22 protein-coding genes and 1 tRNA gene are annotated in these 24,119 nt (G+C 73.5%); 13 read left to right on the top strand and 10 right to left on the bottom strand.

Annotated elements, in window-relative coordinates; all coding sequences use genetic code 11:
• Nucleotides 1-18: 18 nt before the first annotated feature.
• The gene (locus tag ABTY04_RS12615; RefSeq protein ID WP_352213345.1) at nt 19-873 is read left to right on the top strand and encodes a patatin-like phospholipase family protein; all 855 of its coding nucleotides are present in this window, start codon (nt 19-21) and stop codon (nt 871-873) included.
• 259 nt (nt 874-1,132) lie between these two features.
• Nucleotides 1,133-1,897 carry a dienelactone hydrolase family protein gene (locus ABTY04_RS12610; RefSeq protein WP_352213344.1) on the top strand — a complete coding sequence of 255 codons (765 nt, stop codon included), beginning with the start codon at nt 1,133-1,135 and terminating at the stop codon, nt 1,895-1,897.
• 71 nt (nt 1,898-1,968) lie between these two features.
• Here the strand turns inward: ABTY04_RS12610 and ABTY04_RS12605 are convergent, their stop codons facing one another.
• Genes ABTY04_RS12605 through ABTY04_RS12595 form a run of 3 tightly spaced genes read right to left on the bottom strand, consistent with a single transcriptional unit; the run spans nt 1,969 to nt 3,868 of the window.
• On the bottom strand, nt 1,969-2,634 hold the full coding sequence (locus tag ABTY04_RS12605; protein WP_352213343.1) for a response regulator transcription factor: 666 nt from the start codon (nt 2,632-2,634) through the stop codon (nt 1,969-1,971).
• A complete protein-coding gene (locus ABTY04_RS12600) occupies nt 2,631-3,686 on the bottom strand; it encodes a sensor histidine kinase (RefSeq protein WP_352213342.1) in 1,056 nt (351 codons plus the stop codon). Before ABTY04_RS12600 ends, ABTY04_RS12605 begins: the two co-directional genes overlap by 4 nt.
• A 5-nt stretch (nt 3,687-3,691) precedes the next feature.
• Entirely contained in the window at nt 3,692-3,868 is a 177-nt protein-coding gene (locus ABTY04_RS12595) for a hypothetical protein (RefSeq protein WP_352213341.1), read from the bottom strand.
• A gap of 140 nt (nt 3,869-4,008) precedes the next feature.
• On the opposite strand from ABTY04_RS12595, the gene ABTY04_RS12590 reads away from it, so the two are divergent.
• Nucleotides 4,009-5,151, top strand: coding sequence for a serine hydrolase domain-containing protein (locus ABTY04_RS12590; RefSeq protein ID WP_352213340.1), 1,143 nt, complete (start codon nt 4,009-4,011; stop codon nt 5,149-5,151).
• A gap of 134 nt (nt 5,152-5,285) precedes the next feature.
• Here ABTY04_RS12590 and ABTY04_RS12585 read toward each other — a convergent pair.
• Nucleotides 5,286-5,359, bottom strand: a tRNA-Trp gene (locus ABTY04_RS12585).
• Nucleotides 5,360-5,986: 627 nt separating this feature from the next.
• Between ABTY04_RS12585 and ABTY04_RS12580 the strand changes: the two genes are divergently transcribed.
• Nucleotides 5,987-6,871, top strand: a complete 885-nt coding sequence (locus ABTY04_RS12580) for an aldo/keto reductase (RefSeq protein ID WP_352213339.1) — start codon at nt 5,987-5,989, stop codon at nt 6,869-6,871.
• 47 nt (nt 6,872-6,918) lie between these two features.
• Entirely contained in the window at nt 6,919-7,563 is a 645-nt protein-coding gene (locus tag ABTY04_RS12575; RefSeq protein ID WP_352213338.1) for a hypothetical protein, read from the top strand.
• Here ABTY04_RS12575 and ABTY04_RS12570 read toward each other — a convergent pair.
• Nucleotides 7,560-8,549 (bottom strand): PfkB family carbohydrate kinase, encoded by a 990-nt coding sequence (locus ABTY04_RS12570; RefSeq protein ID WP_352213337.1) that lies wholly within the window; start codon nt 8,547-8,549, stop codon nt 7,560-7,562. The genes ABTY04_RS12575 and ABTY04_RS12570 overlap by 4 nt on opposite strands.
• A gap of 2 nt (nt 8,550-8,551) precedes the next feature.
• Nucleotides 8,552-9,190: a bifunctional 4-hydroxy-2-oxoglutarate aldolase/2-dehydro-3-deoxy-phosphogluconate aldolase gene (locus tag ABTY04_RS12565; RefSeq protein ID WP_352213336.1), complete on the bottom strand. Its 639-nt coding sequence runs from the start codon at nt 9,188-9,190 to the stop codon at nt 8,552-8,554.
• A 110-nt stretch (nt 9,191-9,300) separates the two neighbouring features.
• Here ABTY04_RS12565 and ABTY04_RS12560 point away from each other — a divergent pair, with 110 nt between their 5' ends.
• Complete coding sequence (locus ABTY04_RS12560) at nt 9,301-10,098, top strand: IclR family transcriptional regulator (RefSeq protein WP_352213335.1); 798 nt, start codon at nt 9,301-9,303, stop codon at nt 10,096-10,098.
• A 63-nt stretch (nt 10,099-10,161) separates the two neighbouring features.
• On the opposite strand, the gene ABTY04_RS12555 is transcribed toward ABTY04_RS12560, so the two are convergent.
• The gene (locus ABTY04_RS12555) at nt 10,162-11,166 is read right to left on the bottom strand and encodes a hypothetical protein (protein ID WP_352213334.1); all 1,005 of its coding nucleotides are present in this window, start codon (nt 11,164-11,166) and stop codon (nt 10,162-10,164) included.
• Nucleotides 11,167-11,294: 128 nt separating this feature from the next.
• Here ABTY04_RS12555 and ABTY04_RS12550 point away from each other — a divergent pair, with 128 nt between their 5' ends.
• The 5 genes from ABTY04_RS12550 to ABTY04_RS12530 all read left to right on the top strand — a co-directional run bounded on the left by ABTY04_RS12550 (nt 11,295) and on the right by ABTY04_RS12530 (nt 18,863).
• On the top strand, nt 11,295-11,969 hold the full coding sequence (locus ABTY04_RS12550; RefSeq protein WP_352213333.1) for a MerR family transcriptional regulator: 675 nt from the start codon (nt 11,295-11,297) through the stop codon (nt 11,967-11,969).
• A gap of 76 nt (nt 11,970-12,045) precedes the next feature.
• Nucleotides 12,046-13,785, top strand: coding sequence for a sigma-70 family RNA polymerase sigma factor (locus tag ABTY04_RS12545; RefSeq protein WP_352213332.1), 1,740 nt, complete (start codon nt 12,046-12,048; stop codon nt 13,783-13,785).
• A 170-nt stretch (nt 13,786-13,955) separates the two neighbouring features.
• Complete coding sequence (locus tag ABTY04_RS12540; RefSeq protein WP_352213331.1) at nt 13,956-16,544, top strand: DEAD/DEAH box helicase; 2,589 nt, start codon at nt 13,956-13,958, stop codon at nt 16,542-16,544.
• Nucleotides 16,545-16,638: 94 nt separating this feature from the next.
• Nucleotides 16,639-17,523 carry an RNA polymerase sigma factor SigJ gene (sigJ, locus tag ABTY04_RS12535; protein ID WP_352213330.1) on the top strand — a complete coding sequence of 295 codons (885 nt, stop codon included), beginning with the start codon at nt 16,639-16,641 and terminating at the stop codon, nt 17,521-17,523.
• Nucleotides 17,524-17,642: 119 nt separating this feature from the next.
• Nucleotides 17,643-18,863, top strand: coding sequence for an NAD(P)/FAD-dependent oxidoreductase (locus ABTY04_RS12530; RefSeq protein WP_352213329.1), 1,221 nt, complete (start codon nt 17,643-17,645; stop codon nt 18,861-18,863).
• On the opposite strand, the gene gad is transcribed toward ABTY04_RS12530, so the two are convergent.
• Entirely contained in the window at nt 18,860-20,251 is a 1,392-nt protein-coding gene (gene gad / locus ABTY04_RS12525; RefSeq protein ID WP_352213328.1) for a glutamate decarboxylase, read from the bottom strand. The two genes, ABTY04_RS12530 and gad, sit on opposite strands and share 4 nt — an antisense overlap.
• Before the next feature lie 293 nt (nt 20,252-20,544).
• Between gad and melC1 the strand changes: the two genes are divergently transcribed.
• Both melC1 and melC2 read left to right on the top strand, forming a co-directional pair.
• Nucleotides 20,545-20,949, top strand: a complete 405-nt coding sequence (gene melC1, locus ABTY04_RS12520) for an apotyrosinase chaperone MelC1 (RefSeq protein ID WP_352213327.1) — start codon at nt 20,545-20,547, stop codon at nt 20,947-20,949.
• The gene (gene melC2, locus ABTY04_RS12515) at nt 20,946-21,797 is read left to right on the top strand and encodes a tyrosinase MelC2 (protein WP_352213326.1); all 852 of its coding nucleotides are present in this window, start codon (nt 20,946-20,948) and stop codon (nt 21,795-21,797) included. Before melC1 ends, melC2 begins: the two co-directional genes overlap by 4 nt.
• Here melC2 and ABTY04_RS12510 read toward each other — a convergent pair.
• Nucleotides 21,749-22,486 carry a response regulator gene (locus tag ABTY04_RS12510; RefSeq protein WP_352213325.1) on the bottom strand — a complete coding sequence of 246 codons (738 nt, stop codon included), beginning with the start codon at nt 22,484-22,486 and terminating at the stop codon, nt 21,749-21,751. The two genes, melC2 and ABTY04_RS12510, sit on opposite strands and share 49 nt — an antisense overlap.
• Nucleotides 22,483-24,084, bottom strand: coding sequence for a sensor histidine kinase (locus tag ABTY04_RS12505; protein ID WP_352213324.1), 1,602 nt, complete (start codon nt 24,082-24,084; stop codon nt 22,483-22,485). The genes ABTY04_RS12510 and ABTY04_RS12505 overlap by 4 nt, the downstream gene beginning before the upstream one ends.
• Between the last annotated feature and the right edge of the window lie 35 nt (nt 24,085-24,119).

Raw genomic sequence — 24,119 nt, 5'->3', positions numbered from 1 at the left:
CAACGGGAGGAGACAGTCATGTACACGCTCGACCGGGCGCTCGCACTGGGTGCCGGAGGCCCCGTCGGCGCGGCCTGGATGGCCGGACTGGCCGGCGGCCTGCGCCGCGGCGGAGTGGATCTCAGCGAGGCCGACCTGATCGTCGGCACGTCGACTGGCGCGATCGTCGGCACGGTGCTGGCGACCGGTCAGGACCCATGCCGACTCGCCACCCCTGTGCGCCCCGCCGGCTCCGACGGCACCCCACCCCAGGTGGACGGGCGCCGGCTGGGCGAGGCGTTCGCCGTGCTCGGCGATGCCGCGTCGAACCCGGCCGAGGCGCGGCGCCGAGCGGGCCGGATCGCGCTCGCCGCCGAGACCGGCCCTGAGCAGGCACATGTCGCCCGGATGCGCGCCATGGTCGGCGCTGACCAATGGCCGGACCGGAAGCTGCTCATCACCGCACTGGACGCCGAGACCGGCGAGCAGGAGGTCTTCGACCGCGCCAGTGGCGCACCGCTGCCCTCCGCCGTGGCGGCAAGCACGGCCTTCCCGGGCATCTACCCACCGATCACCGTCAACGGCCGCCGGTACATGGACGGCGCCCTGCAGTCGGCGACCAACGCCCGGCTCGCGGCCGGAGCCCGCACGCTCGTCGTGATCGACCCGCAGGCGCACCTGTTTCCCCGCGAGTTGCTCCACCAGGAGTTGGCGGTCGCCGGTGCGCACACAGCGGTGACCATCGAGCCCGATCCGGCATCAGTACGCGCTTTCGGCTCGGACCTGAATGACCGGACGGCCTGGGAACCGGCCTACCAGGCGGGCCTTCGCCAAGCCGCCGATGCCTCAGAGCATCTCCGCCTCGCGTGGAAGACCGGATCCGGCACGGACTGAGCGCCGCCCGGTCTCCGGAGTGGCGCTGCCCCGCCCTCGGCCCTGGCTGCCGGCAGCTGATCCGCGACCACCCCGGAAAAGGAGTTGGGCGCGGCGATGCCGCGTTGGTAGCGTGCGGCAAGGCCGTGACATCGTGCGAGGAGGTGAGACCCGTGAACGCAGTATTCATGTGGGTGCTCCCCCTCTTCGTCTCGGTCGGCGACTGACACCGGTGTCGCCGGGAGCGCCTCGACAAGGCCCTCCCGAAAGGCAACACCCCATGCATTCTGCGCATTTCACTGCGGAGACATCGTCGAACGGTGTCATCGAACGCGACTTCACCGTGGGTGAGGTCACCGGCGCACTCTGGTCGCCGGCTTCCGGCTCCGATCGCACGCCTCTGGTACTGATGGGCCACGGCGGCGGCATGCACAGGAAGGCTCCGGCCATGACGGGCCGTGCGCAACGTCTCGTGGCCGACGGCGGTTTCCATGTCGCCGCCATCGACGCGCCCGGCCACGGCGGCCGGCCGCGCACGGCGCACGACGAGCAGGAGATCGCCGTGATGCAGCAGGCGATGGCGGCGGGCGAGCCCGTCGGCCCGATCGTCCGGCGGTACAACGCCCACCTGGCGGAGCGCGCCGTACCGGAGTGGCAGGCGACGCTCGACGCCCTGCAGGAACTGCCCGAGATCGGCGCCGAAGGACAGGTCGGCTACTACGGCCTGAACATGGGCACCGCGATCGGCGTGCCCCTGGCGGCGGTCGAACCCCGGATCACCGCCGCGGTCTTCGGCCTCTTCTGGCCCGAGTCCCTGGTCGAGGCGGCGCGGCAGATCACCGTGCCGATCGAGTTCGCGCTCCAGTGGGACGACGAGCACATCCCGCGCGAGTCCGGTCTCGCACTGTTCGACGCCTTCGCCTCGAAGGACAAGACGCTGCATGCCAACGCGGGCCTGCACAAGGACCTGCCCAGGTTCGAGGCCGACAGCGCGGTCCGCTTCTTCGTCCGCCATCTCGGCGGGGCCGTCACACAACCGGCCTGACCTGACGGGTACCGGCGGTCCGGCCCGCGGCCGGACCTCCGGTACCCGGTGGCGGGGCCGGCCGGTCCGCGTCAGCCGGCGAACCGCGGCACCACCAGACCGGACTCGTACGCGATCACCACCGCGTGGGTGCGGTTCTGCGCGCCGAGCTTGGTCAGCACGTTCCCGACGTGCGTCTTCACCGTCTCCAGGCTCACCGTGAGCGACTCCGCGATCTCCGGGTTGGACAGGCCGGTGGCCATCGACCGCAGCACCTCCTCCTCGCGCCCCGTCAGCGCCGCCTTCGGCAACGCCCGGGCGGAATCCAGCGGGCGGGCGGCAACCATCCTGCGCAGTGCCGTCGGGAAGAGGATCGCCTCCCCAGCCGCCACCACCCGCACCGCCTCCGCGATCTGCGGGACCGGACGCCGCTTGAGTACGAACCCGCTGGCCCCCGCACTGAGCGCGGCGGTGACGTAGTCGTCGTTCTCGAACGTGGTGATCACCACGACCTTCGGCGGTTCGGCCGACTCGGCCAGCAACTGCCGCGTGGCCTCGATCCCGTTGAGACGCGGCATCCGCACATCCATCAGGACCACGTCCGGCCGCAGCCGCCGTACCTGCTCGACCGCCTCGACGCCGTCGGCTGCCTCCCCGGCCACCGCGATCCCCGGCTGTGCCGCGAGCAGCGTGCCCAGCCCGCTGCGGGTCACCTCGTCGTCGTCCGCGATCAGGAGGGTGACGGGGGTGCCGGTCATGCCGACCACCGTACCGGCAGCCGGACCGCCAACCGCCAGTGCGCCGGCCCCTGCGGACCCGCCTCGATATCGCCGTGCAGCAGCCGCACGCGCTCGGCCAGCCCGGGCAGGCCGTGTCCGGACGTCGGGAAGGCACCCTGGCCCGGGCCCCTTTTCGGCCCCGCCCCGGTCCGGTTGACCACACTGAGCTCCAGTCCGTCCGGTGCGGCCGCCACCCGGACCTCGATCGGACCGCCCGCCCCGTGCCGCAGCGCGTTCGTCAGCCCCTCCTGCAGGATCCGGTACGCCGCCCGGGAGAGCGTCCCCTGCACCTGCGCCAACTCGCCCGACAGCTCCGGCTCCACCACCGCGCCCGCGTGCCGCAACCGGTCCAGCAGCTCGGGGAGGTCGGCCAGGGTCCGGGTCGGCGCCGCCTCCGCCTTCCCCTCGCGCAGCACGCCCAGTACGTAGTCCAGGTCCTCCAGCGCGGCCCGGGACGACTCCTCGATGCTGCGCAGTGCGGCGCGCGCAGCCACCGGGTCGGCGGAGAGCACCTCGCCCGCCACCGCGGCCTGGATCGTGGTCGCGGTCAGCGTGTGTCCGATGGAGTCGTGCAGCTCGTGGGCGAGTCGGTTGCGTTCGGCCAGCCGCCGTTCCCGCTCGGCCGCCAGCGCGAGCTGCTCGGCGGAGGACGGCCCCAGCAGCCTGGGCGCCAGCCACCGCAGGGCGTTCGTCACGAGCGCGCACACGGTCGCCGCCAGCAGCAGGCAGCCGAGCCCCACCGCCCAGCTCTGCCAGCCGCCCTCCACCCGCACCGACCGGCCGAACAGGCTCAGTCCCACCTCGGCACCGAGCCGGCCTCCGGGGAGGGTCAGGCCCGCGAGGAGCAGCAGTCCGCTCACCAGCATCCCCGCCCACCCCAGTGCCACGTGCAGCAGCAGCCACAGAGGAGTCCGCCAGCGGTCGGCGGCCGACGGCACACCGGGCGCCACCGGATCCGGCAACGGCACCCTCAGCAGTCGGCGCGCGGACACGATCAGCGCCCGCCGCGTGAAGCGGGCCAGCCCCGCCACGCCGATCAGTGCCCCCCAGACAGCAGGACCAGTACGGTCTGCACTCCCTCGGGAGCGGATCGCCATGCCAGCACCGGCAATGCGAAGGGCAGCAGCGAGAGGCTCGCCAGCGCGCCGCAAGAGGCGAACAGCATGCCCGAGTACGTGGAGCCGCGCAGCAGCGGCCGGAGTCCCTTGATCATGATCGGGCCAGTATGACCGGGCAGTTCACCGGTGGCCTCCCCCGATCGGGGGGGCACTTTCTCCCGCCTTCCCGCGATGCGCAGCCGCGCCCCCGGAAGCCAGGATCGTGCCCCGAAGCACCCGAACCGGAGGACGCCTGATGAACCCGCAAGGCACGAAGACCAAGAAGGGCCTGGCCGCAGCGGCTGCGGTCACGGCGGCCCTCGCCGTCATGACGATGGGCGCCCTCGCGCCGCCCGCGGCGTTCGCCGCAACGAAGCCGGACACCGTCCAGCAGGGCCTGAACGCGCTGGTGCGCGCCGACGGCCTGCCCGCCGCGCTGGCGAGCGTCAAGGACCGGGCCGGCCGCACGCGTACGTACACGGCCGGGGTCGGCGACCTGGCCACCGGCGCGAAGGTGCCGGACGACGGTCAGGTGCGGATCGGCAGCAACACCAAGGTGTTCACCGCCGTGGTCGTGCTGCAGCTGGTCGGCGAAGGGAAGATCGGCCTCGACGCCACGGTCGACACCTACCTGCCGGGCCTCGTGCGCGGGGAGGGGATCGACGGACGCCACATCACGGTCCGTCAGCTCCTCCAGCACACCAGTGGACTTCCCGACTACGAAGGCCTCGTCGACGACAGCACCCTTCGTCAGCGGTACTTCGAACCCCGCGACCTCCTGGACATGGCTTTCCAGCGCAAGGCCGACTTCGCCCCGGGCGCGAACTGGGCGTACAGCAACACGAACTACATAGTGGCGGGCCTGATCGTCCAGAAGGTCACGGGCAGGCCCCTCGCCGAGGAGATGGACAGGCGCGTCATCAAGCGCATCGGGCTGCGCCACACCTACTTCCCGGCCGCCGGGGACAGGACCATCCGAGAACCCCACCCCAAGAGCTACAGCCAGGAATCCGCCGGCGCGCCTCTGCGTGACTTCACGGAAGCGGACCCCTCCGCGGGCTGGGCGGCAGGTCAGCTGATCTCCACCAACTCCGATGTCAACCGGTTCTTCACCGAACTCCTGGCGGGCCGCCTCCTCCCGGCGGCCCAGCTCGCCCAGATGCGCACCACCGTCCCCGTCGGGGACACCGGCGCCGGCTACGGACTGGGGCTCATGAGCAGGCCGCTGTCGTGCGGCGGCGTGTACTGGGGCCACGGCGGTGACCTCGCGGGATACGAGACCCGGGGTGGCGTCACCGACGACGGCCGCGCCGCGAGCATCGCGGTGACCAGCATCCCGATCGATCTGGCTGCCACGAGGCGTTTGGAGAGTGTCGTGGACACAGCCCTGTGCCGCTGACCCCGGCGCCTCGGGGCAGGAGGCCGTCCACGATCACCGCGACGGCCTCCACGCCGCCGCAGGGGCGGGCGGGTGACACGCCATCGGGCCCGCCCCCTGTGGAGGGGGCGGGCCCGATGGCGTCTCAATGCTTGCAGGGGCGGCAGGATTCGAACCTGCGGCATCTGGTTTTGGAGACCAGCGCTCTGACCAGCTGAGCTACACCCCTTCGGTGAGGCCAACTCTGTCATGGAGCGCCGGGAAGATCCACTGATTTCTCGGGTCAAGTGGGTGGAAGTTCGGCCCGAGTCTGTGTGCCGACGGTCCGGAGCCAGTCGGTCAAGGGCTTGTTTCCGCTGGTCAGAGGGATGGACTGTGGAGTCGCGCCGTGGTGCCCGATCCGGTCGGCGTCCACCCGGTGAGACGGGAGGTACGGGGCGGCGGGCAGTTGACCTCCATGGCGAGAGGCGAGGAGGCCTGATCGCCCGGGAGGGGTGCATCCTCACCGGCAACGACGTCACCGACGGCGAGGCCCGCGACGGCTGGGCCGAGCACGATCTGCTCGATCCCGCGACCGACGACGATAACGGCCAGTTCCCCGGAATCAGCCCCGAACCGCCGGCGGTCGGCTCCGCCCGCCAGTCGGCCGTGGCCGCCTTCAACGCCGAGGGGTTCGAAGGGGCTGCGGTCACCGCCGTTGCGGCGCGGTACGGAGCGGGGCACCGCCCCGGCCGCAGTACCGCGTCCGCGAGGTTCGGGTTTCCGTCGACCGGCCCTTCGGCTTCGTCGCCGTCCACCGTGCCTCCCGCCTGGTGCTCGCCGCGGGCTGGGTCACGGACCCGGCTACCCTCACGCCATGACCACAGAAACGATCACTGCAGAGGCGTCCGGTACCTGGCGGCTCGGCGACCTCACCGTACGCCGCATCGGCTTCGGCGCCATGCGGCTGACGCACCTCGCCGACGGCTCGCCCAGCGACCGCGAGCGGGTGATCTCCGTACTGCGGCGGGCCGTCGAGCTCGGTGTGAACCACATCGACACCGCCTCCTTCTACTTCTCGCCGACGCGCTCCGCCAACGAGCTGATCAACCGGGCGCTGGCCCCGTACGCCGACGACCTCGTCATCACCACCAAGGTCGGCCCGGCCCGGGACTGTGCCGGGGAGTGGTGGTGGGCCACGCCGGAGCAGCTGCGCGGGCAGGTCGAGGAGAACCTGCGCCAGCTGGGCCGGGACCACCTGGACGTGGTCAACCTGCGCATTCCGCGCCGCGAGAGCACCGGTTCGATCGCCGAGCACTTCGGTGCGCTCGCCGAGCTGCGCACGGCCGGGCTCATCCGCCACCTCGGCATCTCCAACGCGCGCCCCGACCACCTCGCCGAGGCCCGGTCCATCGCGCCCGTCGTCTGCGTGCAGAACCCGTACGGGATCGGCTCCCCGGCCGAGGACCACGCCTTCCTCGACGCGTGCGGCGAACAGGGCATCGCCTTCGTGCCGTTCTTCGCGATCGCGGGCGCCGGCAAGGAGGCCGGGGTGATCGGGGAGGACGGCGAGCAGGTGCAGGCCGTCGCCAAGGCCCACGGCATGTCGGCGGCGCAGCTGCGGCTCGCCTTCACCCTGAACCGCGGCCCGCACGTGCTCGCGATCCCGGGCACCGGGAACCCCGGCCACCTCGTCGAGAACATCGCCACGGGGGCGGTACGGCTGTCCCTGGAGGAGATCGCGCTGCTCAAGGCCGCATAGAACGAGGCGGGCCGGCGCTGTCGGTGCCGTGTGGCACAGTGCACCACGTGAACGAGAACATGCACGGAGCAGCATTGATAGACCAGGTGATCGAACGGGTCAGACAGCAGGGCTGGCCCACCTCGGACGCGCCGGACATCGACGAACCGGTGCCGCTCGCGCCGGAGGTGATCGACCGGCTGAGGCTCCCCGGCGGCAGGGCGCTGCCGCCGAGCCTGCGCCGCTGGCTGGAGTTCGACAGCTCCTGGCTCGCCAATGTCGGCTGGTACGACGACGCGCGGGAGCCGGTGTTCGGCGACCGGGGGCTGGGTGCGACGGCGGAGTGGATGTACGGCTCCGGCGACTTCATGGCCGGGATGTTCGCCGACTTCGAGAAGCTGCTGCCGGCCGTGTGCCTGCCGCTCGTCGGCGGCTGCGACTCGCGCCGCCTGCTCTACCTCGGCACGCCGGACTCCACCGGTGAGTACCCGGTCCTGGTCACCGACATCGATGACCTGGCGTACGTCGCCGTGATGTACCCCGGCCTCGACGTCTACCTCGCCGATCTCGCCGAGGTCCTCGACCTGGACCACGACACGTACACCTCGCTCGCCGACCACCCGGAGTACGGCCCGAGGATGCGCGAGCACGCCGAGAACACCGGACTCGGCCCCGACGGCCTGGAGTACCCGGACCTCGACTGGCTCGACTAGCCGCGCCCGCCGGTACACCTGTTCGCCGCGTGGGCGGCGGCCAGGGCTGCCGTCTCGGGGAACGCGGGGACGCGGCCCGTGCCGCCGCGGCCGGACACCGAGATGGAGGCGGCCGCCGTGCCGTATGCGACGGCGTCGGCGAGGCGGTCGCCCAGGGCGAGCCGGGCGGTGGCGGTGCCGGTGAAGCAGTCCCCCGCGCCGGTCGCGTCCACCGGGGCGGGGTTGACGGGTACCGGGTGGTAGTCCGCCCGTGTTCCGTCGTCGAGCAGCAGCCGGCCGGCGCCCGCGGTGACGACGACCGTCCGGGCGCCGAGGGCCCGGTAGCGGGCCGCGGCGGCGCGCGGTTCGCCGGTGCCGACCAGGGCTTGCGCGTCGGCCGGGCAGGAGGTCTTGAGCAGCCCGGTCAGCGGGGCCATCCGGGCCAGCAGCTCCCGGGCCTCGGCCCGGCCGGTCAGGCGGGGGCGGAAGTTGGGGTCGTACGAGACGTGCCCGCCGGCGTCGTACACGGTCCCGGCGGCGGCCACCACCGCGTCACGGCTGCTCGGGGACAGGGCCCCGGTGATCCCGCTGGTGATGAGGGCCTTCGTGCCGGTCAGCAGTGACCGCCAGGACTCGACGTGCCGGGTGGAGAGGGTGGAACCGGCGCTGTGGGTACGCCAGTAGACGAAGGCCCGGTCGCCCTCGGTGTCGGAGGCCAGCAGGTAGGCGCCGTTGGGGCGCGGGGCGCGGCGTACGTGGGAGACGTCCACCCCGAGCTCGGCCGCGCGGTGCAGCAGCGGGACGCTGAGCTCGTCGTCGCCGACGACGGTGAGCAGGGCGGTCCAGGCCCCGGCTGCCGCGGCGGCGGCAGCCGCGTTCAGGGCGTCGCCGGAGTAGGAGATACGGGCCGGGGTGCCGTCGGCGGCGTCGCGCAGGGCGGTGCCGGCGTGGATCTCGACGAGGACCTCGCCGAGGACGAGTACGTCGTAGCCTGCACCGGGCGCCATACTCAGCGACCCGCGGCGGCGCAGCCGGTGCAGCACGGCCGGGCCAGCCCCGTGAAGAGGGCGGCGAGTTCGCCCGGATCGTCGGGCAGGCCGCTGCCGATGCCGACGGCGGCTGCCCCGGCGGCGAGCCACTCCCGGATCTCGCCGGGCCGGATGCCGCCGGTCGGGATGAACAACGCGCCGGGCAGGACCGCCCTGAGGGAGCGGAGGAACTGCGGGCCGCCGACGTGCGCCGGGAAGACCTTGGCGGCCCCTGCGTGCCGGACGGCGGAGGCGATCTCGCCCGGAGTGAAGCCTCCCTCGACGAGGACCGCGCGGCGTCGTGCGGCGACCGCGCGGGCCTCGGGGGCCGGGTAGGGGGAGATCAGGAAGGCCGCGCCCGCGTCGAGGGCGGTCTCGGCGTCCGCGGTGGTGGTGACGGTGCCGACGCCGATCAGGGCGGCCCGCCCGTACGCGTCGGCGAGCGGGGCGGTCCGGGCGACGGCCTCGGCCCAGCCGGGGGTGGAGGTGGTCAGCTCGACCGTGCGGCAGCCGGCGGCCAGCAGGGCGGTGGTCCGGTGGACGGCTTCGTCCGCGTCGGCGTTGCGCAGGACCGGCAGCAGGCACTGGGCGGCCATCGCGTCGTACAGGTGGCAGGACACAGGACCCCTCCCTGGTGTTCCGCGTAGTGGCACGCAGTATCGTGTACCGGAACACTCCCGCAGAGACCCTACCCGTAACCGCCCGTACCCGCCCTGCATTTGGAGAGCGCATGCCCGATCACGGGCACACGACGGACGCGGCCGCGCGCGCGGTGCGCGGCGGCCGGACCTCTGCCGCCGGTACGGCGCTGGAGAAGTCGATGCGGATCCTGGAAGCCGTGGCCGCGCACGGCGGGCCGCACCGGCTCACCGATGTGGTGGCGGCCGCGGCCGTGCCGAAGTCGAGCACCTTCCGGATCCTCGCCTCACTGATCGAGCAGGGCTTCGTACGCCTGGAAGGCGGAGCGCGGTACGGGGTGGGCCCTCGGCTGCGCACGCTGTCCGCCCTGGTCGGCGAGGGCGAGCCGCAGAGCATCGGGCGGATCCTCGGCGAGCTGCGCGAGGCCGCCGGCCACACGGTCCATCTCGCCCTGCACAGCGGGGAGACACTCACCTACATCCGGAAACTGGAGGGCGACCACCCCTTCCGGACGGCCTCGCGGGTCGGGATGCGGATGCCGTTGCACAGCACGGCGATCGGCAAGGCCATCCTGGCGCACCTCCCCGAGGAGGAGGTACGGGCGCTGATCGCGGGCGCGGGGCTGCCGCGCCGCACGCCGAGGACGCTGACCGGCCCGGAGGAGCTGCTGGCTGAGCTGGACGCGGTCCGCGCGCGGGGCTTCGCCGTGGACGACGAGGAGAACGAGCCGACCATCCGGTGCATCGGCGCCGCGGTCCTGGACCCTGAGGGCCGCCCGATCGGCGGGGTCAGCGTCACCACGGTCACGTTCCTCGTCTCCCGCGAGGAGATCGAGGCATACGCGCCGGCCCTGCGCGCGGCCGCGGAGGCGCTGGCTCCGCTGTTGTGAAGCGAAAAGGTCCCGCGTCCGGGTGCGGACGCGGGACCCCTCGTCGGCCGGGCCGGTGTGCACTCAGCCGCCGGCCCCGGCATCGGCCGGAGCCCCGGCCCGGGCGGCGGGGCCTGCGGCTGCACCGGGGCCGGCCGACCCGCCCCGGCCCCGGGCGGCCCCGATCAGCAGGACCAGCCCGGCCGCCACGGCCACCGCCGCGGCCAACGCCCCGGCGGCGCCCAGCGTCAGCGCGTCCGGCGAGGTCAGCGCCTGCCCGCGCAGGGCCTGCCACATGGTCAACCCGACCAGCCCGGCGTACCCGAAACCCGCCACAAGTACGAGGCGCGGCCGCACCCCCGTGTCGGCCGCCCATCCGTACCGCCGGGCCGCGGACGTGAGCGCCAGCGCCAGCAGCGGCAGCACCTGGAGCGCGTGCATGCCGACGAAGTGGGCGACCCGCAGATCGCCGCCGGTGGACTCCCAGCCGGTGACCGGCAGGTGCGGTCCGCCGTCCGTGATCCCGACGCCGTGCGCGCCGGCCGTGTCGGTGATCCGCCCCGACGACTGGTCGGCGGTGGGCAGGGTCATCAGGATGCCGACGGAGAGACCCGCCAGCCCTATCACCGAGCCGAGCCGGATCCCCCACCGGGTGGCCCGGTCGGCGAGCGGCTCGCGCCACAGCACCACCGCCATCAGCAGGGTGGCCAGCCACAGCACCACCACCGTGCTGCCCATCAGGCTGTACAGGGCGGCATCCGTCGAGGTCTCGGTGTTGAAGTGGCTGCGCTTGCCGCGCACCACCTGTCCCACGATGATCACCATCTCCACCATGCCGGCCACCACCACGACGGTCCCTGCCCACCAACTGGTCCGCTGCCACCGCGTGAGCAGCGAGTGCATCCAGGCCAGGGTCAGCCCGTACAGCGCGAACGAGAGGGAGAACTTGAGGGGTTTGTGCCAGATCGGCGACCCGACGAGCATCCGGTCGTCCACGAGCAGCCCGACCCCGGAGACCAGGGTCATCACCCCCATGGCCGCCGTGAAGAGCAGCAGCGGCCGATGCCATCCTGCGATGTGGCTCCGCATTCTGCGATTCCCCCGTAATGGATAGTCACACTGTCCACTTTCCGATAGCTTCACTATCCATAACAAGGTCCCCCGCCGCAAGGCCCCGGCTCGCCCGAAAGAGAGAAATCGCTGTGCGCATAGGAGAGTTGAGCCGTGCGAGCGGCATCCCGGTGCCCACGATCAAGTTCTATCTCCGTGAAGGGCTGCTCCCCGCCGGGGAGTTGACCAGCCCCAACCAAGCCCGATACGGCGAAGCGCACCTGCGCCGCCTCCACTTGGTCCGGGCCCTCACCGACATCGGCGGACTGCCGCTGGCCTCCGTCGGGAAAGTGGTCGCGGCGGTGGAGGACCGCGAGCAGCCCGTGCACGAACTCCTCGGCGCGGCCGCCCGGACCGTGGATCTCGCCCTCGCCGACCCGGTCGACTCCGACAGCGCCGTACGGAGCAGGGCCGCGGCCATGGCCGACGAGCTGATCGCGCGGCGCGGCTGGAAGGTCGGGACGAGGCACCGGGCGGTGGAGGCGCTCACCGCCGCCATGGCCTCCTTCCTGGCGGTCGGGCACGGGGACTACCTCGACCACCTGGACGAGTTCGCGGCCGCCGCGGAGCGGGTCGCCGCCGCCGACCTCGACTTCGTGGCCCGCCGGCGGCGGCCGGAGGAGCTCGTCGAACGCGTGGTGGTGGGCACCGTGCTGGGGGACGCGATGCTCGCGGCGATGCGGCGGCTCGCCCAGGTGGACGCCTCGGCACGGCGCTACGACCCGGAGGATCCAGAGCCTTTGGAGGCTCCGGAAAATTCCCCGGGTTCTTCTTCCGGATAAGCGTTATCCGGCCCGCGCTCGACGGTCTCCCAGGTATCGGGCATCATCGACCGCCGGTACGGACAGGGAACCTCACATGACTACACAGCACACGGCAGCGCTGGTGGCAGCGGCTCGCGCGGGCGATCCCCGCGCGCAGGACGAGCTCGTCAGCACCTATCTGCCGCTCGTCTACAACATCGTCGGGCGCGCCCTGAACGGCTCCTGCGACGTGGACGACGTGGTGCAGGACACGATGCTGCGGGCGCTCGACGGGCTGGGCACCCTGCGGTCGGACGACAGTTTCCGGTCCTGGCTGGTCGCGATCGCCATGAACCGGGTGCGGGCGCATTGGCAGGCCCGGCACACCGCTCCCGGCGAGAGCGGACTCGAAGCCGCCTGGGAGCTGGCCGACCCGGGCGCCGACTTCGTGGACCTGACCGTGCTGCGGCTCCAGCTCGAAGGCCAGCGGCAGGAGACGGCCCGCGCCACCCGCTGGCTGGAGACCGACGACCGGGCACTGCTGTCGCTGTGGTGGCTGGAGTGCGCCGGTGAGCTGACCCGTGCCGAGGTGGCCACGGCCCTGGAACTGTCCCCGCAGCACACGGCGGTGCGGGTGCAGCGGATGAAGGCGCAGCTGGAGTCGGCGCGGGTGGTGGAGCGGGCCCTGGCCGTCCAGCCCCCGTGCGAGGGGCTGCGGTCGGTGACGGCCGGCTGGGACGGGCTGCCCTCGACGCTGTGGCGCAAGCGAATAGCCCGGCACGCGCGCGAGTGCATACGGTGCGCAGGACTGTGGAACGGACTCCTCCCGGCGGAGGGGCTGCTGGCGGGCCTGACCCTGGTCCCGGTGTCGGCGGCCCTGCTGGCCGGCGTGCGGTCGGCCGCGGCGGGCGGCTTCGCCCCGGCGCCCGCGGCGTACGGCTTCGACGGCGGCGCGGGCGCCCAGGCGGGCGGCCTCGGAGCCGCCGACGCGAGCACGGGCATGGGCGCCGGTCCGGGCGCCGGCTTCGACGCCTCGGACTTCTCCGACACCGCGACGCAGCTCACCCCCACGGTCTCCGGCCAGAGCGGCATACCGGACGCCGTCCCCGGTCGCGGCCGCAGCGCCCTGCGCAAGCGCAGGCAGAGCCGCCGCCGCGTGGTCGGCGGCGCGGTGCTCGCCGCGTGCGTCGCGGGCGGCGGGCTCGCCTACCTCGGCGGGCTCCCCGGCTCGGGCGACAAGCAGACCGACGCCGCACCCGCCGCCCCGCTGTCCGCGCTGTCGGCGTCCGGATCCGGCTCCGCGTCCCCATCGGAGTCGGCCCCGCCCTCCGCGTCGGCCTCCCCGTCGCCGTCGGCCTCGGCCTCGCCGAGCCCGTCCGCCGAGAGCCCGAGTCCGAATCCGAGCCCTACGCCGGCCAAGTCCAAAGCTCCCGCGCCGCGCCCGTCGGCACCTGCGCCGGGGCCCGCCCCGGCGGGAGTCGCGGGCCAGGTCATCGCACTCGTCAACTCCGAGCGCGCGAAGGCCGGCTGCGGCCCGCTGAAGGAGGACTCGCAGCTGCGGGCGGCCGCCCAGGGGCATTCCGACGACATGGCTGCCCGGGACTTCTTCTCGCACACCAACCCCGACGGGGCCGACCCGGGGAAGCGGACGACGGCCGCCGGGTACAGCTGGTCCACGTACGGGGAGAACATCGCGAGGGGCCAGCAGAACGCGGCCTCGGTCATGGAGTCCTGGATGAACAGCCCGGGCCACCGTGCCAACATCCTCAACTGCTCCTTCAAGGACATCGGCGTCGGCATCCACACGGGCCCGGGCGGCCCCTGGTGGACACAGAACTTCGGCGCCCGGATGTGAGCACGGCCCGCCTGCTCTCCACCGGGCCGGGCGGAGCGGCCGCGCAACGGCGTCACGCGCAACCCCATGCTCTTCCCGCACTCGCCCCGGATGACTCAATCTCCGTGCAAGATGGAGACTGGAGCCGAAAAGGCTGATCAGAGCAGACACGGGCGGACGAGGTACAGCGCATGGCGAAGAAGGAACTCCGTCCCCACCAGCGCGAGGCCGTCGACGCCGTGCTCCGGGCGCTCGTACTGCCCGCCGACGGGCGGGTGCCCGGGGCCGGGCTGCGAACCCAGGTGATCATGGCCACGGGCTCCGGGAAGTCCCTGGTCGCCGTGCGCTCGGCCGAGGAGCTGCGGGCCGGACGGGTACTGGTCCTCGTGCCCTCGCTGGACCTGCTCGTCCAGACGGCGGCGGCCTGGCGGGAGGGCGGCCGGACCGGGCGCTCCTTCGCGGTGTGCTCGCTGCGCGACGCGGACGCGGGCATGCCGACCACCACCGATCCGGCCGAACTGGCCCGCCGGGCCGGCCGTCCGGTGGACCGGGTGACGGTGTTCGCCACGTACGCCTCACTGGGCCTCGGCACGATCGAGCAGGCCCACCTCGCCGGGCTGCCGGGCTGGGACCTGATCGTGGTCGACGAGGCGCACCGTACGTCCGGGCGGATCGGCAAGCCGTGGGCCGTGGTGCACGACAACAGCCGGATCCCCTCGGTCCGGCGGCTGTACATGACGGCCACACCCCGGGTCTGGCAGGGCGCCGAGGGACCGGAGGAAGGCGAGGCAGGCACGGCGGCCGGGGAAGGCCGGGGGCGGGGCGACCTCGTCGCGTCCATGGACGACGACGCCGACGGCCCCTTCGGCGCACGCTGCCACACCCTGACCCTCGCGGAGGCCGTCGACCGCGGAATCTGCGCCCCGTACCGGGTGGTGTGCGTGGACGTCAGCGATCCTGGGTTCCAGGCGGCCGTGCTGCTGGGTGCCGACGCCCGCTCGGACGCGGTGCGCGGAGCGCGGCTGGCGGCCCTGCAGACGGCGCTGGTGAAGGCCTCGGCCGAGCAGGGGTTCCGGCGGACCCTCGTCTTCCACCATCTGACCAGGGAGGCCGAGGCCTTCGCGGCCGGGCTGCCGGCGGTGGCGGAGCGGCTGCGGGCCGCGAGCGACGCGCCGGTGGCGGCGTATCCCCGTACGGTCTGGGCGGACTGGCTGTGCGGGGAGCACACGGCGGCTCACCGGCGACGGGTTCTGGACGCTTTCGCGGCGGACCGCGCCGCCGGCAGGGCCTTCCTCGGCAGTGTCCGGGTGCTCGGCGAAGGCGTGGACACCAAGGAGTGCGACTCCGTGTTCTGGGCCGACGTACGGGGTTCCATGCCCGACCTGGTGCAGGCCGTCGGCCGTGCGCTGCGCATCCGGCCCGGCGAGGGCAAGGTCGCCTCGCTGGTGGTCCCGGTGCTGCTCGGGCCGGGCGAGACACCCGAGTCGATGCTGACCTCGCGGTCGTACGGAGACCTCGCCCGGCTGCTGGAGGCCCTGCGGGCCCACGACACCCGGCTCGTCGAATCGCTGGCCCAGCCGCAGGCGCCGAGCCGCCCGCGGGCCGAGGCCGGCACCGGGGCCGGCCTGCGGGCCGGGGCGCAGGCCCTGCTGAGCTTCTCCACCCCCCGGGATCCGGCACTGCTGGCGGCGTTCATCCGGCTGCGCGTGCTGCATCCGGAGCGGGAGCAATGGCGGCGCGGGGTGGAGGCCGCCCGGATCTACGCGGCCAGGGCCGGGGACCTGCGCGTGCCGTTCACCTTCAAGGTGCCGGCCGGGCCACGCACCGTGCCGGGTCCGCACGTTCCGCCGGCCCCGCAGGCACCGCCGGCCCCGCAGGCACCGCCGGCCCCGCAGGCACCGCCGGCCCCGCAGGCGCCGCCGGGCCCGGCCGCCCCACCCGGTACGCAGGCCGCGCCCGGTCCGGAGCCGGCCGCCGAAGCCTGGCCGCCCGGGCTGGCCCGGTTCCCGCTGGGCCAGTGGATCGCGGACGTGCGGCGCACGCACCGCCGGGGCGCCCTCGGCCGGGAGCGGGTGGCTCAGCTGGACGAACTCGGCATGGTGTGGAGCCACTTCGACGTGGCCTTCGAGGAGGGGCTCGCAGCGGCCCGCGGCTGGGCGGCGGACCACGGCCACCTGCTGCCGCCGGTGGAGGCCACCTGGCGCGGCTCCCCGGTCGGGGTGTGGGTCAAGAACCAGCGGGCCGCCGCCCGCCGCGAGGGCCCCGGCGCCCTGCCGGAGGAGCGCCGGGAGGCCCTGGAGGCCATCGACGCGTCCTGGTGCCCGGCTTGGGAGATCTCCTGGCAGCGCGCGTTCCACCTGACCCGCGTCCACCTCGACACGGGCGGCCGCCTCCCGCTCGCCCCCGGCGAGGTGGTCGTCCAGGGCGAGGACCTGGGCCGCTGGATCCGCACCCAACGGCTGGCCTGGGAGCAACTGGCCTGGTCTCAGCGCTGGCTGCTGGAGCACGCGCTGGGCGTGACCGAGGCGACCGGGGACGAGCGCCCGCAACCGCGGCGCTCCCAGGCCGAGAAATGGGCGGACCACCTGGCCGCGGCCCGGCAGTTCCACACCCGCGAACACCACCTCCGGGTCCCGCGCGCGCACGTGGAACGGGTCGGCGACCGGGAGTTGCGCCTCGGCGCCTGGATCGCCAACCAGCGCTCGCGCGCGTCGGCCCTCGCCCCGGACCGGGTCACGGCCCTCGACGCACTCGGCATGCGCTGGTCGGCGTCCGCCTGAGCGACGGCGGTCGGCCGAGCCGGGGCCGGCGCGCCACAGTGGATCATGATGGGATGCGCCGGGTGCGCGGAGCGGACACGAACACGGATACGGGGTGGCTGTGGTGGAGACGGTCGAGAGCGAGGCGCATCGTGCCTTCCACGAGCACCGGGGCCTGCTCCAGGCGGTGGCGTACCGCGTCCTGGGCCGGGCCGCGGATGCCGAGGACGTCGTCCAGGAGGCCTGGCTGCGCTGGAGCCGGGTGGACGCGCTGGAGGTGGCCGACGCCGAGGGGTACCTGGTCCGGGTGACCACCCGGCTGGCGATCGACCGGCTGCGCAGCGCCCAGGCCCGCCGGGAGTCGTACGTGGGGCCGTGGCTGCCCGAGCCGCTCCTGACCGGCCCGGACGTCGCGGATGACGTGGCCCTGGCGGACACCGTGTCCACTGCGATGCTGCTGATCCTGGAGTCGCTGTCGCCGCTGGAGCGGGCCGTGTTCGTCCTGCGGGAGGCGTTCGGGTACGCGTACGCGGAGATCGGCGACATCGTCGGCCGCGACGAGGCGGCCGTGCGGCAGACCGCCCGCCGGGCCCGGGCGCACGTGGAGGACCGGCGTACCCGCTACGACACGGACCCGGCGGTACGCCGCCGGGTGACGCTGCGCTTCCTGGAGGCCAGCGCCGGCGGCGACCTCGCGTCGATGCTGGAGGTGCTGGCACCGGGCGTCACCCTGGTCAGCGACGGCGGCGGCCTGGCGCCCGCGCCGCGCAAGACCATCCACGGCGCGGAGACGGTCGCGCGGGCGTTCGCCACGTTCGCCCGGCGTCTGCCGGAGCAGCTGACCACGGAGCTGGTCGACGTCAACGGCGGTCCCGCCATCGTCGCGTACTCGGCCGGGACGCCGGTCAGCGTCCTGGTGCTGCACCTGGTGGACGGGGCCGTGGACGCCATTCACCTGATCACGAACCCGGAGAAGCTGACGGGGGTGCAGCCCGCCTGAGCCCAGCGTGACGGGGGTCACAGCCGGCCCGCGTCACGCCGTGGCCGTGCCGTCTCGTCCGTGGGGTGACATGCCGGGGCGGCAAGGCCCCCGGCGGATCCTCTCCCGGAGGTCGCGACATGGACACCCCCTCGAACCACCGCGTACTGGTCCTCGGCGCCGGGTACGCGGGCCTGACGGCCGCGATCCGTACGGCCCACCGCATCCGCCGCGGCGGCGGCCGGGTCACCCTGGTCAACCCCGCCGACCGGTTCACCGAGCGGCTGCGGCTGCACCAGCTCGCCACGGGGCAGCGGCTGGCCGACCACCGGATCGAGGACCTGCTCGCCGGCACCGGCATCACCTTCGTCCAGGGCCGGGCGAGCGGGATCCGCACGGACCTGCGCGAGGTCGCGGTCGAGACCGCCGACGGCAGCCGGGTGCTGGAGTACGACACGCTGGTCCACGCGATCGGCAGCGTCTGCGACACCCGCACCGTGCCCGGCGCCGACACCCACGCGTACACGTTCGACGACGCCTCGGCGGCCCTCGACCTGGCGGGAAGGCTCCCGGCGATCGCCGCGGCCGGCGGCACGGTCGCGGTGTGCGGCGGCGGGCTCACCGGGGTGGAGGCGGCCGCCGAGCTCGCCGAGTCCTGGCCGGGGCTGCGGGTCGAACTGCTCAGCCGCGGGGCCCCCGCGCCCATGCTCGGCGATCGGGCCCGCGGCTACCTGCATCGGGCGCTGGATCGGCTCGGCGTCCGGGTGCGCACCGGCGCGGAGATCGCCGGGGTCCTGCCGGACGGTGTGGAGCTGACCGGCGGCGAGCGGGTCCGCGCCGACGCCGTCGTGTGGACCACCGGCGTACGGGTGCCCGCGCTGGCCGCCGACGCCGGCCTGACCACCGACGGACGGGGCCGGATCGTCACCGACGCCACCCTGCGCTCGGTCTCCCATCCGTCGGTCTACGCGGTGGGGGACGCCGCAGCCGTCAGCCAGTCGTACGGGGTCGTGCACGGCACGTGCCAGAGCGGCATCCCCACGGCCGTGTACACCGCGGACGCCATCGCGCTGCGTCTGGCCGGCCGCGAGCCCGGCCCCTTCCGGTTCGGCTACGTCCACCAGCCGGTGAGCCTCGGCCGCCGGGACGCGGTCGTCCAGTTCACCCACGGCGACGACACCCCGCGCCGCTGGTACCTGACGGGGCGGGCCGCCGTGGCGTACAAGGAGTCCGTCAGCAGCAGCCCGCTGACCGCGTTCCGCATGTCGCGGCGGTACGCGATCCCGGCGCGCGCGATGTGGACCCGCGGCGGCAGCCGCAACCGCCCGGCGGCCCTCCCCAAGGGGTACACCGCCGCCTAGTGATGGAACCCGGAGCGCGGTGCGGCGGCCGGGACCGGCGGGGGTGTGGTGGTGAGGTGCTCCACCGCGTGGCGCATGTCTGCGACGAGCAGGGCGATCTGGTCGCGCGTCACGCCGTGCCGGATCAGCACGCGCTGGATGACCGTGTCGTCACGGTCGGCCGGCAGCGGGTACGAGGGCACCTGCCAGCCGCGCATCCGCAGCCGGTCGGAGAGGTCGTAGAGGCTGAAGCCGGCCGCGGCCTGGTCGGTGAGCCGGTAGGAGACGGCGGGGAGGCCCCCGCGGCCGTCGTAGAGGAGGGTGAAGGGGCCCATGCCGGCGATCTCCCCGGCCAGGTACTGGGCGGTGTCGACGCAGGCCTGCTGGACGCGCTGGTAGCCGCCGCGGCCGAGCCGCAGGAACAGGTAGTACTGGGCGATGACCTCGCCGCCGGGGCGGGAGAAGTTGAGGGCGAAGGTCGGCATGTCGCCGCCGAGGTAGTCCACGTCGAAGACGAGCTCCGCGGGCAGCAGGTCGGCGGTGCGCCACACGATCCAGCCGACGCCGAGGGGCGCGAGACCGTACTTGTGCCCGGAGGTGTTGACGGAGGCGACGCGCGGCAGCCGGAAGTCCCACACGACGTCCTGGTGGAGGAAGGGCGCGATGAAGCCGCCGCTGGCCCCGTCCACGTGGATCGGGACGTCCCAGCCCTGTTCGGCCTGGATCCGGTCGAGCGCGGCGGCGATCTCGGCGACGGGCTCGTAGTCGCAGGTGTAGGTGACGCCGAGGATGGCGACGACGCCGATGGTGTTCTCGTCGACGTACTCCGCGAGTTGATGGGCCCGCAGGCCGGTGGCGTCGGCCTCGACCGGGATCTGGCGCAGTTCGACGTCGAAGTAGCGGGCGAACTTCTCCCAGCAGATCTGGACCGGCCCGCACACCAGGTTGGGCCGGTCGACGGGGAGGCCCTGGGCCTGGCGGCGGGTGCGCCACCGCCATTTGAGGGCGAGGCCGCCGAGCATGGCGGCCTCGCTGGATCCGGTGGTGGAGCAGCCGGTGGCCGCGCCGCCGGCCGGTGCATTCCACAGGTCGGCCAGGATGTTGACGCAGCGGGCCTCGATCTCGGCGGTCTGCGGGTACTCGTCCTTGTCGATCATGTTCTTGTCGAGGCACTGGTTCATCAGGCGGTGCACGCCGTCGTCGGACCAGGTGGTGCAGAAGGTGGCCAGGTTCTGGGCCGCGTTGCCGTCGAGGAGGAGCTCGTTGCTGAGCAGCTCGTAGACCACCTCGGTGGGCGAGTGGTCGTCGGGCATCCGGTACTTGGGGAGGACCTGGCCGCTCAGTGCGGACGTGAACACGTCCGCGTCTGCGTCACCGGCGTGTACGTCCTTCGTCTCATGAAGAGCCATATCCGGACTATAAGTGCCCAACCGCAGCAAATGCGGCTTCACTCGCCTTGATGGAGGATTCAGACGTCGCCACCGAGAGCTTCCGGCCGACTCCACGGTGTGATGCCCCTCATAGGGCCCCTGCACAGCCGGATAAATTACTGTTGAATAGACTTTTATCCGGAGATCTTTCCGTCCGGGCCGCCGGAGCCGGTCCGGACAGGAAGAACGGCCAAGTGGTTCTATCGGCAACTTATCCACTGATGTCCGGATAGCGGTCAACGGCCCTCGCCGTACTGATACTTCTTCGCCACATGAACAAGATCACCCGCCGGCAAGCCCTCGGCACCACCGCCGGCGCACTCACCGCCCTCGGCATAGCCGGCGCCACCGCGCACGCAGCCGCCACCGACTCCCGCGCCGCCATACCCCCCGGCACGGTCGACGAGGTGTACCAGGGCCGCCGCATCCAGATCACCCCGGGCGAGAGCGGGGGCGGCCACCACGGGGGCCACCACGGGGGCGGCCACGACGGTCTGCCCACCGTCCGGATAGACGGCCGCGAACTGCACGTCATGCGCAACGCCGACGGCACCTGGATCAGCGTGGTCAACCACTACGAGACCTTCGCCGATCCGGCGTCGCTCGCCCGCGCCGCCGTGCGCGAGCTCCAGGGCGCCGTCCTCGCCCCGTTCGCACCCATGGGAGGCACGGCATGACGGTCCGCAAGAACCAGGCCGCCCTCACCCCTGAGGAGAAGCGGGCCTTCACGAACGCGCTGCTCGAACTGAAGCGGACGGGCGTCTACGACCGGTTCGTCACCACGCACAACGGCTTCATCATGAGCGACACCGATTCCGGCGACCGGGTCGGCCACCGCTCCCCCTCCTTCCTCCCCTGGCACCGCCGCTTCCTGCTGGAGTTCGAGGCCGAGCTGCAGAAAGTGGACGCGAAGGTTGCACTCCCGTACTGGGACTGGACCGCGGACCGCACCTCCCGCTCCTCCCTGTGGGCGGCGGACTTCCTCGGCGGCACCGGTCGGGACCGCGACGGGCAGGTCATGGACGGGCCGTTCGCGTACGCCACCGGGAAGTTCAACGTGAACGTCCGGGTGGACGGGCGCGCCTACCTGCGGCGCGCGCTCGGCTCGGGCGTGGCCGAGCTGCCGACCAAGGCCGAGGTGGACGCCGTCCTCGCCATGCCGGTGTACGACATGGCCCCGTGGAACAGCTCCTCGAACGGCTTCCGCAACCACCTGGAGGGCTGGCGCGGCGCCAACCTGCACAACCGGGTGCACGTCTGGGTCGGCGGCCAGATGGCCACCGGGGTCTCCCCCAACGACCCGGTGTTCTGGATGCACCACGCCTACATCGACAAGCTGTGGTCGCAGTGGCAGGCCCGCAACCCGAAGTCCACGTACCTGCCGGCCGCCGGCACCGCGAACGTCGTCGACCTGCACGACACCCTGCGGCCGTGGAACGACGTGACCCCGGCCGACCTGCTGGACCACCGCAAGTTCTACACCTTCGACACGGAACCGGTCCCGGCCGCCGCCAGCCAGCGGTAGTGCAGCTCGGGGCGGCCGACCTGGCCGTACCGGGGGGTGCGGTCCGCCCGCCCGGTGTCCACCAGGTGCTCCAGGTAGCGGCGGGCCGTGATCCGCGAGATCCCGGCCGCCTCCGCCGCCCCCGCGGCGGTCAGCCCCTCGGACGCCGCCCGCAGCAGCGCGCCGACCCGGTCCAGAGTCGGCGCGCTCAGCCCTTTCGGGAGCTCGGCGGGGCCGGGGGCACGCAGGGCCGCGAGCGCCCGGTCCACGTCGTCCTGGCCGGCCGCCTCCCCCGCCGTGGCCCGGAACTCGGCGTAGCGCAGCAGCCGTTCGCGCAGCGTCGGGAAGGCGAAGGGCTTGAGCACGTACTGGACCACCCCGAGCGAGACGCTCTCGCGGACCACGGCCAGATCCCGCGCCGAGGTCACCACGATCACGTCCACCGGATGCCCGGACGCCCGCAGCCGGCGCGCGAAGCGCAGCCCGTGGCCGTCGGGCAGGGTGAGGTCGAGCAGCAGCAGGTCGACCCGGGTCCGCTCCAGGACGCGGGTGGCCTCGGCGAGCGAGTGGACGGCGCCGACGGCGGTGAACCCGGGCACCCGGCCGACGTACAGCGCGTGCGCGTCGGCGGCGACCGGATCGTCCTCGATGACCAGCACGCGCACCCCGGGCGCCTCGCGTGCCTCATGTGCCTCACGTGCCCCGCTCATGGGGTCGGCTCCCTTCGCATGGGCAGTCGTACGGTGAACTCGGCTCCCCCGCCCGGCACTTCGGCGGCCACCGCGCTGCCGCCGTGCCGGTGGGCCACCTGCCGGACCAGGGCGAGGCCGAGGCCGCGCCCCTCTCCCTTGCCCGACCAGCCGCGCAGGAACACATCGGTGGCGGCTCCGGTGGGCAGCCCCGGGCCGTTGTCGGTGACGCGGAGCAGCAGCCCGTCCTCCTCGGGCCGGACGGTGACGGCGATCCGGGCCCCGGGGACACCGGTGAGGGCGTCGACGGCGTTGTCGAGCAGGTTGCCGAGCACGGTGACGAGGTCCCGGGCCGGGAGACTGCCGGTCCGGCCGTCGACGGCGCGGCTGTCGGGGGTGACGACCAGTGCGACGCCCCGCTCGTGTGCCTGGGCGGCCTTGCCGAGCAGCAGCGCCACGAGGACGGGTTCTCCGACGCCGGTGACCACCTCGTCGGTGAGGGCCTGGGCCAGCTCCAGTTCGGCGGTGGCGAACTCCACCGCCTCGTCCGCGCGGCCGAGTTCGATGAGGGAGACCACGGTGTGCAGCCGGTTGGCCGCCTCGTGTGCCTGGGAGCGCAGCGCCTCGGTGAACCCGCGCTCCTGGTCCAGCTCGCCGGTCAGCGACTGGAGTTCGGTGTGGTCGCGCAGGGTGACCACGGTGCCGCGGCGGCCGCCGCCGGCGACGGGCGAGCTGTTGAGGACCAGCACCCGGTCCGCGGTCAGGTGCACCTCGTCCACCCGGGGCCGGTCGGCGAGCAGGGCTCCGGTGAGCGGGGCGGGCAGCCCGAGGTCGGCGGCGCCGGTGCCCCTGATGTCCCCCCGGAGGCCGAGCAGTTCGCGTCCGGCGTCGTTGATCAGGGTGATCCGGCGCTGACCGTCGAGCATCAGCAGGCCCTCGCGGACTCCGTGCAGGGCGGCCTGGTGGTAGTCGTACATCCGGCTGAGTTCGGCGGCGTTCATCCCGTGGGTGTGCCGGCGCAGGCGGGCGTTGACGACGTACGTGCCGGCTCCGCCGAGGGCGAGCGCGCCGACCGCGACCCAGGCGAGGACGGAGAGCTGCCGGGCGAGCCGGGCGCTGATCGCGCGGACGGTGATGCCGGCGCTGACCATGCCGATCACCCGGCCGCCGTCCATGAGCGGGGTGACGACGCGGATGGAGGGTCCGAGGGTGCCGGTGTAGGTCTCGCTGAAGGTCTCGCCGCGCAGGGCGCGGGCGGTGTTGCCCATGTAGGGCTCGCCGATGCGGCGGGGGTCGGGGTGGGTCCAGCGCCGCCCGTCCGGGGCCATGATCGTCACGAAGTCCACGCCGGAGTCGACCCGGACCCGCTCGGCGTAGGGCTGGAGCGCGGCCGAGGGGTCGCCGCGCCCGGCCCCGCGTACGGTCTCGTGGACGGACGGGGAGTCGGCGACCGCGCGCGCGACGGCCCCCGCCTGGCGCCGGGCTGCCTCCTCGGCCTGCCCGCGGGCGGTGGCGTATGCGAAGACCGCGCAGCCGGCCACGACCACGGCGACCAGCAGCACCTGCATGGCGAAGAGCTGGCCGGCGAGACTGCGCGGCGGCCGAAGGAACCGGGGCATGGCGTTCAGTGTGCACCCGGACGTGAACTCAATGA

This window comes from Streptomyces sp. NPDC097981 (assembly GCF_040302565.1).
GTDB lineage: Bacteria > Actinomycetota > Actinomycetes > Streptomycetales > Streptomycetaceae > Streptomyces.
The sequence above is the reverse complement of the archived record's forward strand: the minus strand, read 5'-3'. Positions and strand labels throughout refer to the sequence as shown.

Coding starts and splice junctions, on each gene's coding strand:
- ABTY04_RS12615 (WP_352213345.1), top strand. CDS start 19: ATGTACACGCTCGACCGGGCGCTCGCACTGGGTGCCGGAGGCCCCGTC.
- ABTY04_RS12610 (WP_352213344.1), top strand. CDS start 1,133: ATGCATTCTGCGCATTTCACTGCGGAGACATCGTCGAACGGTGTCATC.
- ABTY04_RS12605 (WP_352213343.1), bottom strand. CDS start 2,634: ATGACCGGCACCCCCGTCACCCTCCTGATCGCGGACGACGACGAGGTG.
- ABTY04_RS12595 (WP_352213341.1), bottom strand. CDS start 3,868: ATGATCAAGGGACTCCGGCCGCTGCTGCGCGGCTCCACGTACTCGGGC.
- ABTY04_RS12590 (WP_352213340.1), top strand. CDS start 4,009: ATGAACCCGCAAGGCACGAAGACCAAGAAGGGCCTGGCCGCAGCGGCT.
- ABTY04_RS12580 (WP_352213339.1), top strand. CDS start 5,987: ATGACCACAGAAACGATCACTGCAGAGGCGTCCGGTACCTGGCGGCTC.
- ABTY04_RS12570 (WP_352213337.1), bottom strand. CDS start 8,549: ATGGCGCCCGGTGCAGGCTACGACGTACTCGTCCTCGGCGAGGTCCTC.
- ABTY04_RS12560 (WP_352213335.1), top strand. CDS start 9,301: ATGCCCGATCACGGGCACACGACGGACGCGGCCGCGCGCGCGGTGCGC.
- ABTY04_RS12555 (WP_352213334.1), bottom strand. CDS start 11,166: ATGCGGAGCCACATCGCAGGATGGCATCGGCCGCTGCTGCTCTTCACG.
- ABTY04_RS12545 (WP_352213332.1), top strand. CDS start 12,046: ATGACTACACAGCACACGGCAGCGCTGGTGGCAGCGGCTCGCGCGGGC.
- ABTY04_RS12540 (WP_352213331.1), top strand. CDS start 13,956: ATGGCGAAGAAGGAACTCCGTCCCCACCAGCGCGAGGCCGTCGACGCC.
- ABTY04_RS12530 (WP_352213329.1), top strand. CDS start 17,643: ATGGACACCCCCTCGAACCACCGCGTACTGGTCCTCGGCGCCGGGTAC.
- gad (WP_352213328.1), bottom strand. CDS start 20,251: ATGGCTCTTCATGAGACGAAGGACGTACACGCCGGTGACGCAGACGCG.
- melC1 (WP_352213327.1), top strand. CDS start 20,545: ATGAACAAGATCACCCGCCGGCAAGCCCTCGGCACCACCGCCGGCGCA.
- melC2 (WP_352213326.1), top strand. CDS start 20,946: ATGACGGTCCGCAAGAACCAGGCCGCCCTCACCCCTGAGGAGAAGCGG.
- ABTY04_RS12510 (WP_352213325.1), bottom strand. CDS start 22,486: ATGAGCGGGGCACGTGAGGCACATGAGGCACGCGAGGCGCCCGGGGTG.
- ABTY04_RS12505 (WP_352213324.1), bottom strand. CDS start 24,084: ATGCCCCGGTTCCTTCGGCCGCCGCGCAGTCTCGCCGGCCAGCTCTTC.